This is a genomic window from Citrobacter sp. Cpo090 (assembly GCF_030332665.1).
In the GTDB taxonomy this organism is placed as follows: Bacteria; Pseudomonadota; Gammaproteobacteria; order Enterobacterales; family Enterobacteriaceae; genus Citrobacter; species Citrobacter portucalensis.
In genome coordinates this window covers 268,042-281,347 of the sequence record NZ_JAOWHK010000025.1, presented here as the reverse complement: position 1 = coordinate 281,347, position 13,306 = coordinate 268,042, and the positions used below count along the sequence as shown (strand labels likewise).

Annotated in this window: 13 protein-coding genes, 1 pseudogene and 1 other annotated feature; of the genes and pseudogenes, 10 read left to right on the top strand and 4 right to left on the bottom strand. The window is 49.6% G+C overall.

Features of this window, described 5'->3' with window-relative positions:
• Positions 1–36 precede the first annotated feature (36 nt).
• The 6 genes from trpL to trpA all read left to right on the top strand — a co-directional run bounded on the left by trpL (position 37) and on the right by trpA (position 6,705).
• Positions 37–81, top strand: coding sequence for a trp operon leader peptide (gene trpL, locus OGY83_RS03900; RefSeq protein WP_191229385.1), 45 nt, complete (start codon positions 37–39; stop codon positions 79–81).
• Positions 58–152 (top strand) — a sequence feature (Trp leader region). Its footprint overlaps the gene before it by 24 nt.
• Positions 153–175: 23 nt before the next feature.
• Complete coding sequence (gene trpE, locus OGY83_RS03895; RefSeq protein WP_286635899.1) at positions 176–1,738, top strand: anthranilate synthase component I; 1,563 nt, start codon at positions 176–178, stop codon at positions 1,736–1,738.
• The gene (gene trpD / locus OGY83_RS03890) at positions 1,738–3,333 is read left to right on the top strand and encodes a bifunctional anthranilate synthase glutamate amidotransferase component TrpG/anthranilate phosphoribosyltransferase TrpD (RefSeq protein ID WP_003020639.1); all 1,596 of its coding nucleotides are present in this window, start codon (positions 1,738–1,740) and stop codon (positions 3,331–3,333) included. Before trpE ends, trpD begins: the two co-directional genes overlap by 1 nt.
• Positions 3,334–4,695, top strand: a complete 1,362-nt coding sequence (gene trpCF / locus OGY83_RS03885; protein ID WP_502873064.1) for a bifunctional indole-3-glycerol-phosphate synthase TrpC/phosphoribosylanthranilate isomerase TrpF — start codon at positions 3,334–3,336, stop codon at positions 4,693–4,695.
• A 10-nt stretch (positions 4,696–4,705) separates the two neighbouring features.
• Positions 4,706–5,899 carry a tryptophan synthase subunit beta gene (trpB, locus tag OGY83_RS03880; RefSeq protein ID WP_003020645.1) on the top strand — a complete coding sequence of 398 codons (1,194 nt, stop codon included), beginning with the start codon at positions 4,706–4,708 and terminating at the stop codon, positions 5,897–5,899.
• Positions 5,899–6,705, top strand: coding sequence for a tryptophan synthase subunit alpha (gene trpA, locus OGY83_RS03875; protein WP_079937387.1), 807 nt, complete (start codon positions 5,899–5,901; stop codon positions 6,703–6,705). Before trpB ends, trpA begins: the two co-directional genes overlap by 1 nt.
• Before the next feature lie 32 nt (positions 6,706–6,737).
• Here the strand turns inward: trpA and OGY83_RS03870 are convergent, their stop codons facing one another.
• Positions 6,738–8,210, bottom strand: coding sequence for a GGDEF domain-containing protein (locus OGY83_RS03870; protein WP_003833346.1), 1,473 nt, complete (start codon positions 8,208–8,210; stop codon positions 6,738–6,740).
• 186 nt (positions 8,211–8,396) lie between these two features.
• The gene (locus OGY83_RS03865; protein ID WP_003833349.1) at positions 8,397–8,672 is read right to left on the bottom strand and encodes a hypothetical protein; all 276 of its coding nucleotides are present in this window, start codon (positions 8,670–8,672) and stop codon (positions 8,397–8,399) included.
• A gap of 259 nt (positions 8,673–8,931) precedes the next feature.
• Between OGY83_RS03865 and OGY83_RS03860 the strand changes: the two genes are divergently transcribed.
• On the top strand, positions 8,932–9,369 hold the full coding sequence (locus OGY83_RS03860) for a hypothetical protein (RefSeq protein ID WP_286635314.1): 438 nt from the start codon (positions 8,932–8,934) through the stop codon (positions 9,367–9,369).
• A 403-nt stretch (positions 9,370–9,772) separates the two neighbouring features.
• On the opposite strand, the gene OGY83_RS03855 is transcribed toward OGY83_RS03860, so the two are convergent.
• Entirely contained in the window at positions 9,773–10,489 is a 717-nt protein-coding gene (locus OGY83_RS03855) for a YebC/PmpR family DNA-binding transcriptional regulator (protein ID WP_003020658.1), read from the bottom strand.
• 427 nt (positions 10,490–10,916) lie between these two features.
• Positions 10,917–11,555, bottom strand: a complete 639-nt coding sequence (gene ompW, locus OGY83_RS03850) for an outer membrane protein OmpW (protein WP_003833354.1) — start codon at positions 11,553–11,555, stop codon at positions 10,917–10,919.
• Between the two features lie 283 nt (positions 11,556–11,838).
• On the opposite strand from ompW, the pseudogene OGY83_RS03845 reads away from it, so the two are divergent.
• The 3 genes and pseudogenes from OGY83_RS03845 to OGY83_RS03835 form a co-directional block, all read left to right on the top strand.
• Positions 11,839–11,925: pseudogene (locus tag OGY83_RS03845) on the top strand (YkgJ family cysteine cluster protein); the annotation flags it as partial.
• A gap of 28 nt (positions 11,926–11,953) precedes the next feature.
• Positions 11,954–12,697, top strand: a complete 744-nt coding sequence (locus OGY83_RS03840) for a YciC family protein (RefSeq protein WP_003020663.1) — start codon at positions 11,954–11,956, stop codon at positions 12,695–12,697.
• A gap of 54 nt (positions 12,698–12,751) precedes the next feature.
• Positions 12,752–13,291: a septation protein A gene (locus OGY83_RS03835; protein ID WP_003020667.1), complete on the top strand. Its 540-nt coding sequence runs from the start codon at positions 12,752–12,754 to the stop codon at positions 13,289–13,291.
• Positions 13,292–13,306 lie beyond the last annotated feature (15 nt).

The following is a 13,306-nucleotide window of genomic DNA, read 5'->3' as shown; positions in this document are numbered from 1 at the left end:
ACTAGTACGCAAGTTCACATGAAGAAGGTATCTGAAATGAAAGCAACATTTTTTCTGCACGGTTGGTGGCGCACTTCCTGATTTCGGGCAGTGTCTTACGTCTGCAATATGCAACCAGATACCCAGCCCGCCAAATGAGCGGGCTTTTTTTTGAACAAAATTAATGAGAATAATGATGCAAACACAAAAACCGATACTCGAACTGCTTGCCTGCGATGCCGCCTACCGTGAGAATCCGACGGCGCTGTTTCATCAGGTGTGTGGCGCACGTCCGGCAACGTTGCTGCTGGAATCTGCAGATATCGACAGCAAAGACGATCTGAAGAGCCTGCTACTGGTCGACAGTGCATTGCGCATCACCGCTCTCGGTGACACTGTCACTATCCAGGCGTTATCCGCGAACGGCGCATCGCTGCTGCCCTTGCTGGATGCTGCCCTGCCCGCTGGCGTTGAGAATGAAAAACAGCCGAATGGTCGCCATCTGCGATTCCCCGCCGTCAGCCCATTGCTCGATGAAGACGCCCGCTTATGTTCTCTTTCCGTATTTGACGCTTTCCGCTTACTGCAGGAGCTGGTGAACGTTCCTGTACAAGAACGTGAAGCGATGTTCTTCGGCGGTCTTTTTTCCTACGACCTGGTTGCCGGTTTTGAAGATTTACCTCAGCTTGAAGCGGGCAACCGTTGCCCTGACTACTGCTTCTATCTGGCAGAAACGCTGATGGTTATCGACCACCAGAAAAAAAGCACCCGTATTCAGGCCAGTATTTTTACCCCTAATGATGCTGAAAAACAGCGTCTTAACGCTCGTCTGGCGCAGTTGAGCCAGCAGCTTACCGAGCCTGCGCCGCCATTGCCGGTCACTGAAGTCCCACAGATGCGCTGCGAGTGCAATCAGAGCGATGAAGAGTTTGGCGCCGTAGTACGTGGCATGCAAAAGGCGATTCGCGCGGGCGAAATTTTCCAGGTGGTGCCATCCCGCCGTTTCTCGCTGCCCTGCCCATCTCCGCTGGCGGCCTACTATGTGCTGAAGAAAAGTAACCCCAGCCCATACATGTTTTTCATGCAGGACAACGATTTCACGCTGTTTGGCGCCTCCCCGGAAAGCTCGTTGAAATACGATGCCACCAGCCGCCAGATTGAGATCTACCCGATTGCCGGTACTCGCCCGCGCGGTCGTCGTGCGGACGGTTCGCTTGATCGCGACCTCGACAGCCGTATCGAGCTGGAGATGCGTACCGACCATAAAGAGCTTTCTGAGCACCTGATGCTGGTTGACCTTGCGCGTAACGACCTGGCGCGCATCTGTACGCCTGGCAGCCGCTATGTTGCTGACCTCACCAAAGTCGATCGTTACTCCTTCGTTATGCACCTGGTTTCGCGCGTGGTCGGCGAACTGCGTAGCGATCTGGATGTACTGCACGCTTACCGCGCCTGTATGAATATGGGCACATTAAGCGGAGCGCCAAAAGTTCGCGCTATGCAGCTTATCGCCGAGGCAGAAGGTCGTCGCCGTGGCAGCTACGGCGGCGCGGTAGGTTACTTCACGGCGCATGGCGATCTGGATACCTGCATTGTCATTCGCTCCGCCCTCGTGGAAGACGGTATTGCCACCGTACAAGCCGGTGCCGGGATTGTTCTGGATTCTGTACCGCAGTCTGAAGCCGATGAAACCCGTAATAAAGCGCGCGCGGTTCTGCGTGCTATCGCCACCGCGCACCACGCACAGGAGACCTTCTAATGGCTGACATTCTGCTGCTCGATAATATCGACTCTTTTACCTATAACCTGGCGGATCAGCTGCGTACTAATGGTCACAACGTGGTGATTTACCGCAACCATATTCCGGCCCAGACGTTGATTGACCGCTTAGCAACAATGAAAAATCCGGTGCTGATGCTCTCTCCAGGCCCTGGTGCGCCAAGCGAAGCAGGTTGCATGCCGGAGCTGTTAACCCGCCTGCGCGGCAAGCTGCCGATCATCGGTATTTGTCTGGGACACCAGGCCATTGTTGAGGCCTATGGCGGATATGTGGGCCAGGCTGGAGAAATCCTGCACGGCAAAGCGTCCAGCATTGAACACGACGGTCAGGCGATGTTTGCTGGTCTGGCGAATCCGCTGCCGGTGGCACGCTATCATTCACTGGTTGGCAGCAACGTTCCTGCTGGATTGACCATTAACGCCCACTTTAACGGCATGGTGATGGCGGTGCGTCACGATACCGATCGCGTCTGCGGCTTCCAGTTCCATCCGGAATCAATTCTGACCACCCAGGGCGCGCGTTTGCTCGAACAAACGCTGGCCTGGGCGCAACAGAAGCTTGAACAAACCAATACGCTGCAACCCATTCTGGAGAAACTGTATCAGGCCCAGACGCTGTCCCAGCAGGAAAGCCACCAGCTGTTCTCTGCTGTGGTACGCGGTGAACTGAAGCCGGAACAACTGGCTGCGGCGCTGGTAAGCATGAAAATTCGTGGCGAACACCCGAATGAGATTGCCGGTGCAGCAACCGCGCTGCTGGAAAATGCCGCGCCGTTCCCGCGTCCTGATTATCTGTTCGCCGATATTGTCGGTACCGGTGGCGACGGTAGCAACAGCATCAATATTTCTACCGCCAGTGCCTTTGTTGCGGCAGCTTGCGGACTGAAAGTTGCCAAACATGGCAACCGCAGCGTCTCCAGCAAGTCTGGTTCTTCGGATCTGTTAGCGGCATTTGGCATCAATCTGGATATGAACGCTGATAAATCCCGTCAGGCGCTAGACGACCTCGGGGTGTGCTTCCTGTTTGCACCGAAATATCACACCGGTTTTCGCCATGCCATGCCAGTACGCCAGCAGTTGAAAACCCGCACGCTGTTTAACGTGCTCGGCCCGTTGATTAACCCGGCGCATCCGCCGCTGGCGCTGATCGGCGTTTACAGCCCGGAACTGGTGCTACCCATTGCCGAGACGCTGCGCGTGCTGGGATATCAACGAGCAGCCGTGGTTCACAGTGGTGGCATGGACGAAGTTTCGCTGCATGCACCGACCATTGTGGCAGAGCTGCACGATGGGGAAATCAAGAGTTATCAACTGACGGCAGAAGACTTTGGTCTGACGCCTTACCACCAGGAACAGCTGGCTGGCGGCACGCCGGAAGAAAACCGTGACATTCTTAGTCGCTTGTTACAAGGTAAAGGTGAAGCCGCTCATGAAGCTGCTGTTGCCGCGAATGTCGCCATGTTAATGCGCCTGCACGGTGAAGAAGATTTAAAAGCCAATGCGCAAACCGTGATTAATGTACTGCGTAGCGGTGCGGCTTATGACCGCGTCACTGCACTGGCAGCAAGAGGGTAAATGATGCAAACCGTTTTAGCGAAAATTGTCGCAGACAAGGCGATTTGGGTAGAAGCCCGCAAACAGCAACAACCGCTGGCCAGCTTTCAAAATGATGTTCAACCCAGCTCTCGTGATTTCTACGATGCGCTGCAAGGTGCGCGCACCGCCTTTATTCTGGAGTGCAAAAAGGCATCTCCATCAAAAGGCGTGATCCGTGATGACTTCGACCCGGTACAAATTGCTGGCGTCTATAAACATTATGCTTCCGCGATCTCTGTACTGACCGATGAGAAGTATTTCCAGGGGAGCTTTGATTTCCTGCCCATCGTCAGCCGCATCGCACCGCAGCCGATTCTGTGCAAGGACTTTATTATCGATCCTTACCAGATTTACCTGGCACGTTTCTACCAGGCGGACGCCTGTTTGTTGATGCTGTCGGTGCTCGATGATGAGCAATATCGCCAACTCGCTGCCGTCGCCCACAGTCTGAAAATGGGCGTACTGACCGAAGTCAGCAACGAAGAAGAGCTGGAGCGTGCTATCGCACTGGGCGCCAAAGTCGTTGGTATCAACAACCGTGATTTACGCGACCTGTCGATTGATCTGAATCGCACCCGTCAACTGGCACCGCGACTGGGTCACGGTGTGACCGTCATAAGCGAGTCCGGGATCAACACCTATGGTCAGGTGCGCGAGCTCAGCCATTTCGCCAACGGTTTTCTGATTGGCTCCGCGCTGATGTCGCATGATGATCTGCACGCCGCCGTGCGTCGCGTACTGCTCGGCGAGAATAAAGTCTGCGGTTTAACCCGGGCTCAGGATGCAAACGCAGCATACGAAGCGGGCGCCATTTACGGCGGCTTGATTTTTGTACCCACATCGCCGCGCGCGGTCAACGTTGCACAGGCGCGAGAGGTCATGACAGGCGCGCCACTGCAATACGTCGGGGTATTTCGCAACTCAGATATTACCGACGTGAGCGCAACAGCGGCAGAGCTGGGACTAGCTGCAGTGCAACTGCACGGTAACGAAGACCAGGCCTATGTTGACGCCCTGCGCGAGGTACTGCCCGCACAGGTACAAATCTGGAAGGCGCTCAGCGTCAGCGAGACGTTGCCAGCCCGTGATTATCAGCATGTCGATAAATACGTCTTCGACAACGGCCAGGGCGGCAGCGGTCAACGCTTCGACTGGTCACTTTTAGGCGGACAATCGCTGGATAACGTTTTACTGGCAGGCGGACTTGGTGCAGATAACTGCGTTGACGCAGCAAAAACCGGCTGTGCCGGTCTCGATTTCAATTCTGGCGTAGAGTCACAGCCGGGCATCAAAGATGCACGTCTTCTGGCTTCGGTCTTTCAGACGCTGCGCGCATATTAAGGAAAAGGACATGACAACATTACTCAATCCGTACTTTGGCGAATTTGGCGGTATGTATGTGCCGCAGATTCTGATGCCTGCCCTGCGCCAGCTGGAAGAAGCTTTTGTCAGCGCGCAAAAAGATCCTGAATTTCAGGCGCAGTTTACAGACCTGCTGAAAAACTATGCGGGTCGCCCAACCGCACTGACCAAGTGCCAGAACATTACTCAAGGCACCAACACAACGCTGTATCTCAAGCGTGAAGATTTACTGCACGGCGGCGCGCACAAAACCAACCAGGTACTGGGTCAGGCGTTGCTGGCGAAGCGTATGGGTAAAACGGAAATTATCGCCGAAACCGGCGCGGGCCAGCATGGTGTTGCATCTGCTCTCGCCAGCGCATTGCTGGGTCTGAAATGCCGTATTTATATGGGTGCGAAAGACGTTGAACGCCAGTCGCCTAACGTTTTCCGTATGCGTCTGATGGGTGCTGAAGTCATCCCGGTTCACAGCGGTTCCGCCACCCTGAAAGATGCCTGTAACGAAGCGCTGCGCGACTGGTCTGGCAGCTACGATACCGCGCACTACATGCTCGGTACGGCGGCTGGCCCGCACCCCTTCCCGACCATTGTGCGTGAGTTCCAGCGCATGATCGGTGAAGAAACCAAGGCGCAGATTCTGGAAAAAGAAGGTCGTCTGCCGGACGCCGTTATCGCTTGCGTGGGTGGCGGTTCTAATGCCATCGGTATGTTCGCCGACTTTATCAATGAAACCAGCGTCGGCCTGATTGGCGTAGAGCCAGGCGGTCACGGGATTGAGTCTGGAGAACACGGCGCGCCGTTGAAACATGGTCGCGTCGGAATTTACTTCGGCATGAAGTCTCCGATGATGCAGACCGAAGAAGGACAGATCGAAGAGTCTTACTCTATTTCTGCAGGGCTGGACTTCCCATCGGTTGGGCCACAGCACGCGTACCTGAACAGCATTGGCCGCGCCGATTATGTTTCAATCACCGATGATGAAGCACTGGAAGCCTTCAAAACGCTGTGTCTGCACGAAGGAATTATTCCGGCACTGGAATCCTCCCATGCCCTGGCGCACGCGTTGAAAATGATGCGTGAAAATCCGGAAAAAGAGCAGTTACTGGTGGTTAATCTCTCCGGTCGCGGCGACAAAGACATTTTCACCGTACACGATATTCTGAAAGCGCGAGGGGAAATCTGATGGAACGTTACGAAAATCTGTTTGCACAGCTGAAGGACCGCAAAGAAGGTGCTTTTGTCCCCTTCGTAACCCTGGGCGATCCGTCTGTTGAGCAGTCACTGAAAATCATTGATACGCTGATTGAGGCCGGTGCCGACGCGCTTGAGCTCGGCATTCCGTTCTCCGATCCGCTGGCCGATGGCCCAACCATTCAGGAAGCCACCTTGCGTGCGTTTGCCGCTGGCGTCACACCATCGCAATGCTTTGAAATGTTGGCGCTGATTCGCCAGAAGCATCCGACGATTCCCATTGGGTTGCTGATGTATGCCAACCTGGTCTTCAGCAAGGGCATCGACGAGTTTTACGCCCAGTGCGAAAAAGTGGGTGTGGATTCTGTGTTGGTAGCCGATGTGCCTGTTGAGGAGTCAGCCCCGTTCAGAACCGCAGCGCTCCGCCACAACATCGCGCCGATTTTCATTTGCCCGCCGAACGCTGATGAAGAACTGCTACGCCAGATTGCCTCTTATGGCCGTGGCTACACTTATCTGCTTTCACGTGCAGGTGTGACCGGTGCAGAAAATCGTGCGGCATTACCGCTGCATCATCTGGTTGAAAAGTTGAAACAATATGATGCTCCGCCTTCTTTACAGGGCTTTGGTATTTCTGCGCCTGAACAGGTCGCTGGTGCTATTGAAGCCGGTGCTGCCGGTGCAATTTCCGGCTCGGCAATTGTGAAAATCATTGAGAAAAATGTTGCGGCACCGGAACAGATGCTGGCTGAGCTGAAAGCGTTTGTCAGCGCGATGAAAGCCGCCACCCAGCAGTAAGTTAAATCAACCGCCAGAGACAGCTGGCGGTTTCACCCTTCTTTCGTGTGCTTCATTCTATACATAGCGCTATCCGCATTCTGAATGGCCACATCCAGTTCATCGTTCACCTCTGCAATTCCCCACGATACTGACAATGGCACTGTATGGCCATCCACCACAAACACATGACTGGTCACCTGACCGCTAATACGTTGCGCGATTGCTATGGCGTCAGTTGCCTGCGATCGAAACAGCAGGATCATAAATTCATCCCCGCCGGTACGAATCACAATATCGTGGCTGGTACGGGTGTTTGACAGCATCCTGTTGGCGATAATTTGCAGCGCGCGATCTCCTGCCGCGTGGCCCCAAGTATCATTGACGGCCTTGAATTTATTGCAATCCAGTAGCACCACCGAACAGTGTGATAAATCCCGACGCTTGATAATGTCGAGTATTCGGCGGTTAAAACAGCCGGTCAGAGTATCGATATAAACCTTGAGGTCGCTTTCATTCAGCCATGATTTGAGTGAGAAACTGATCATGATGAAAAAGAACGGCGCCAGCAGAATCACGATCCCAGCATGAGTATCGCGTACCATAAAACGACCTAATGATAGCGAATAGTGCAGCGCATATTTCTCCGAAAAATTGCGCACCATAAAGCGGGATTGACTTGTACATTTGCCGGATAAACACAGACTCTCATGGTTTGTTAAATTCACCAACTCCACATTCAGCTCCGGTGGAATTTGGTTGTCAAATGCCTGGGCTAACGCCTCCTGCAATTCGGGCTTTGAATGGTCATAGACCAGATAGGCTACGATTTGGTCTGATATCTCTTTGCCAGACAGATCGTAGATATAACTCACCACGCTGTAAGCTTTTTCACCGGTAATTTTATCGGTATAAAAATTCGTCGAACTAAGGGCTTTGTTTTTGACGTTTTTTTGCAGTAATCGGGTATAGAAATCGACGGGCGGGTAGAAAAATTGAGTGATATCCCGCGCCATTTCAGAATTTGAGAAACTGAAATTGCGTGAATCGGAAGCCATAAACCAGTAAAAATAATCTGAATTTTTGGCGATGATATAACGATGTGCATCGAAGCTGCCCGGGTTTAGCTCATTGACCATACCGCGAATAAATTCAGCCGCCGTATACATACACAGCGCGTTGTGGCTGGTTTGCTGGGCAACCATTGTCCCCGTCGCCGAATGCAGTCGCTTTGGATCGGCGTTAATTCCCCATTCATCCTCATCCCGGAGAACAAATTTTGAAATATCGCCGCATTGTTCCCCCGTTTTGATATGGTGATAACGCTCACCAATCGCATCGGCGATCAGCTCGTTATCGTTAAAAATGTCCATCATGCGCGCTTGCAGGCGGTTGACACCTTCGCTGGCAGCAGCCATTCGCTGTTCATAAATAATAAACAGAAACAACGAAGTAAATATCAACGTAATGAGCCCTGATACCAGCAGTGCCTGCCTGTTTCTGAGCTTATCCTGCACAATCTTCACGAGTCCACCCTGATAGTTAACAGTATTGCCAAATCGGTTACCCGTTTATGTTGTTGCATAACAGTGTTGTACGTTGATAGAGAATGTTTGCTACTCCGAAGCAGGTAAGTTGATGTAGCCCGCAGTCGCGCGCTTAGGTTACAGATTTATACATTAAAAGCACATATTTGTTAACATAAACGCAAACTAATCATCACCTTCGATAGGATATCCTGCCCGCCGGATGGCCTCGCGGCAGTCGTTTACGCCTGCGGCATAGCCCGCCTCAATCTCACAAACCGGACTTGCGCTGCAATAAGGTAGTGTAACCGGAGTCGCAATAATTTTCTCCAGCGCCTCAATTTTATCCATGTAAAGCAATAACTCACGTGCAGCACTCACGGCAAACGCTGCCGTCTGATCTTCGGAGAACGGTTCCAGAAGTGTAATTTTTTGCTGTAGCAGATGGCGGGTCAACATCATCAGCAATACCCTCAAAGTTGGTTTGCTTAAAGAGTAGCACTACATCAAAGGGGAGAAAGGCTCGATGTTTTCCCCAGAATGTTTAAATGAAGAACGAGGGGAATGTCTCTTGGTTGCTAACCACTGTCAGGCATGCTCGGAATCTATACAGTTCAATCATCCTGGTTGTGCAGCTATTAATTAAGTTGACTTCAAAAAGTCCCTTGCGAGACACTGCTTTAAAGCATACCAAATATGGGTGAACTTGTTGAGACATCTGTTGATTAAATTACTTGTGTTAAGCGTTGGATTTTTAAGCGCTGGGGACATACTGGCAAATACTCCGGAACAGGTAGTCACCGCTTTCCAGAGGGATTATAAATATTGGAATGACCAGTCATTCCAGAGAAATCAGAACGATGGAAAGCAAGAAGTTATGCTCCAGGCCCAGAAGGGTTGGAATGAGCTTTTGAAAAAATATACAAAACCTGGTTTTCAGGGCGAGCCTATAGCTTTTGGTTCTGAGTCTAGTCATGACCCTGAGCAAGAGAAGATCATATCGGTTCAGATTACTGAAAAAATAGCGGTCGTAACGACCAAATTATCAAGGCAGTATTATTCACCTATTTATGAATATCAATTGTCCAAAGAAAATGATACCTGGTATCTATCTCAGATTTTTTTAGTTGATGACGATGGAAAATATCCGAGTTTGTAATAACAGTGTACTTGTACTCATTGTTTCCATACTGCCTGAGACTGTCAATTGGTGGACTACCCTGAGCATGAAGCGGACAACATAATCTGATAAAAAGTCTGATGAAAAGCATCACTGATAATGTCGGGACAACGATGAGTGAGGAACTCACGTTGTGCTTGCATCAGAATGATCTGGAAGGATGAAGTTAACATCTCAATTGTTCATAGCTGCGCTGAGTGGATGCAGGATTTCGCGTACTTATAAAGTTAAGGCCAGAGATTTTAATTATTACATTTTCTTTTTTAAGATAGTGGTTTTTATCTTTTTTTTAGAAAAGACATATCTGGCCAGACATTCTTCTTCATAACAACTCTATGAGTTAAAAAAATCTGCCATAATGACAGATTCCTTTAATCTATCATTAGAGATTTGCAACGTTATGATATACTTTTTGAACATCATCGTCATCTTCAAGGGCATCAACAAGCCCTGCAAAGACTTCTAAATCTTCTGGTGAAAGTTCAATTTCTGATTGAGCAATCATCTCTAATTCTGTGGTAGAGAATTCAGTAATCCCTGCTGCTTTTAGAGCTGCAATGCCTTTGTGAAGATCTGTAGATTCTGTATAAATAACGATGTTTCCTTCTTCTTCGGTTACATCACGAACATCTACTTCAGCATTAAGCAAAATTTCAAAAATATGATCAGGATCTGTTCCTTCAAATACAATCACTCCGGTATTGTCAAACATATAGCTGACAGAACCAGCCGCCCCGATATTCCCACCTTTTTTATTAAAAATTGAGCGGACATTAGCAATCGTACGGTTAACATTTGAAGTCAATGTTTCAGCGATAATCAGTGAGCCACTGGGACCAAAGCCTTCATAACGCCCTTGCACGAACGTTTCATCGCTGCCGCCTTTGGCTTTATCAATGGCTTTATCAATAACGTGTTTTGGAACCTGCGCTTGTTTCGCACGTTCAATAACGAATTTTAAAGATGTATTTAATTCTGGGTCTGGTTCGCCTTGTTTAGCAGCTGCATAAATTTCCACACCGAATTTTGCATATACATTAGACGTTGCACCGTCTTTAGCTGTTTTTTTAGCAACAATATTTGCCCACTTACGTCCCACTGGAATGATCTCCTCGAAAATTCATTTACATAGTCGACAGGTAAATAACCTAGCATTACATTATATCATGATGTATAAATCCTCGTCCATGAAAAATAAAATATCCAAATTTTACGATATGTTACTTTAATTTTATCAATAGTTAACATTTTGGATAAATTATCCCCTGACTATCTTCAGATTTTTTTGTGCGTAATAAATGAACCGCAACAATAATGCATAAGAGAAGAGAAACAAAAGTGATATTCCAGATAAACACACTGGCTATTAAAGTTAGCGCAGTACTGCTTATAGCGAGGTATCGACACACAAATTTTGTCAGGCCAGAGGCGCAAAATAATTGCCGATCAAGACAATGACACGTGTGGAAAAGAATGGAAAAACTGGCCATTTGATGACCAGTTTTACAGGGATTTTGCAGAAGAACTTAAAAACGATAACCCGCAGAGAACATAAACACCCACGGATCGAGGCGTACGCTGTCTCGCTGCTGGACGCCACCCATTTTATAGCTTGCGGTGGTATCGATATCCATGTACCACACCGACATGTTAATCAGCCAGTCACGGTTAATCAGATAGTCCATACCAACTTGCCCTGCTGCGCCCCAGGAATCTTTCAGACTCAGGTCCGATAATCCCGTTTCTTTACCGTTGTCGTTAAAGCCTTCATCGAAGAAGGTCGTGTAGTTCACACCAACACCTACGTACGGACGCAGTTTACTGCTGGAGTCACCGAAGTACCACTGCGCCATTAACGTCGGCGGCAAATGATGTACGGTGGCAATATCACCGGTTGCAGCAGTGCCAATTTTATGGCGGAACGGCGTAGCTGCCAGTAATTCAACACCGATATTGTCGGTTGCCATGTAGGTAAATGTCAGACCCAACTGTGTGTTATTGCTGACATCAAAGCCACCTAAGCTGCCCAGCGTACCACCTGCACCCTCCGTCGGCCTGACGGTGGCTGAACCTGCACGAATAAAGAACTCTCCAGCTTCATGCGCAAATGCGTTACCAGAGAGAAGAGTTGTTAAAGCCAATGCTGCAACTGTTAATTTTTTCATGTCCGCTCCATCGTTATGGTTATAAAAGCGGAACGAATATACCCACATTGGAGTAATAAGTGATCTAACATGGATCACATTGACTTTGATAATTTAACATTTATTGATCCAGATTAAGTTAGAACTTGCATTCAAAATCCTGGTTAAATTAATTCAGATCAATTTTGATATATTTTCAATGTGCAAGTACCTCCGACTCATTGCTGATGGGCGATGGATGTCTGCGCATGATGCGCAGATAACAAACAGCGTTCATGCATAACGCTGAAGTCATAGTCAAAAATTACCGCAGCTTTACAAAGATATGCTTTTCCATACGTCGCGCGATGCTGCCACTGTAGAGTTATCCAGGGTACAATTGCCCGCAAATGAACACCTGCAGAACTCAAGGAGAGTGCATGTCTATCACGGCGAAGTCCGTTTACCGTGACACGGGAAACTTTTTCCGTAATCAATTCATTACCATCTTGCTGGTATCGTTGTTGTGCGCGTTTATCACAGTGGTGTTAGGGCATGCCTTTTCCCCCACTGACGCACAAATTGCGCAACTCAGTGAAGGCGATCAGTTAACCAGCAGCGTGGGGTTGTTCGATCTGGTGCAAAACATGACCCCGGAGCAGCAGCAAATTTTGCTACGCGCTTCCGCGGCGTCGACGTTTTCCGGTCTGATTGGTAACGCCATCCTCGCCGGGGGGGTCATCCTGATGATTCAGCTGATTTCAGCAGGTCATCGGGTTAGCGCATTACGCGCCATCGGTGCCAGTGCGCCTGTGTTGCCGAAGCTGTTTATTCTGATTTTTCTGACTACTCTGCTGGTGCAAATCGGTATTATGCTGGTTGTTGTTCCCGGTATTCTGCTGGCTATCCTGCTGGCACTCGCACCGGTGATGTTGGTACAGGACAAAATGGGTGTCTTTGCCGCGATGCGCAACAGTATGCGTCTGGCGTGGTCGAATATGCGACTGGTTGCGCCAGCAGTGATCGGTTGGTTGCTGGCAAAAACGCTGCTGTTGCTTTTTGCGCCAAGTTTTGCAGTACTTACGCCGAATGTAGGCGCGGTATTGGCGAATACGCTGAGCAATATGATCTCCGCCGTGTTGCTGATCTATTTGTTCCGCCTGTACATGCTGATTCGCCAATAAACCCTGAACGCATTCCGGGCTTGTACCCGGTGCTTTTGATGACGGAATCGAAGAATGAAGCAGTTTCTTGATTTTTTACCGCTGGTTGTCTTTTTTGCTTTTTATAAGCTTTATGACATCTATGCGGCGACCTCGGCGCTGATTGTCGCGACGGCTGTAGTGTTGATTTACAGCTGGGTTCGCTATCGCAAGGTTGAGAAAATGGCGCTAATCACCTTTGTCCTGGTGGCCGTATTTGGTGGCCTTACTATTTTTTTCCACAACGATGAATTCATTAAGTGGAAAGTAACGGTGATTTACGGGCTGTTTGCTGGTGCTCTGCTGGTTAGCCAGTGGGTGATGAAAAAGCCGCTGATTCAACGCATGTTAGGTAAAGAGCTGACCCTGCCGCAGCCGGTGTGGTCGAAACTTAATTTAGCCTGGGCCGTCTTTTTCATCCTGTGTGGTCTGGCGAATATCTACATTGCATTTTGGCTACCGCAGAACATTTGGGTCAACTTCAAAGTGTTCGGCCTGACCGCCCTGACTTTATTCTTTACGCTGCTGAGTGGAGTCTATATTTACCGTCATCTGCCGCAAGAAGATAAATCGTAATACATGCTCGCCAGA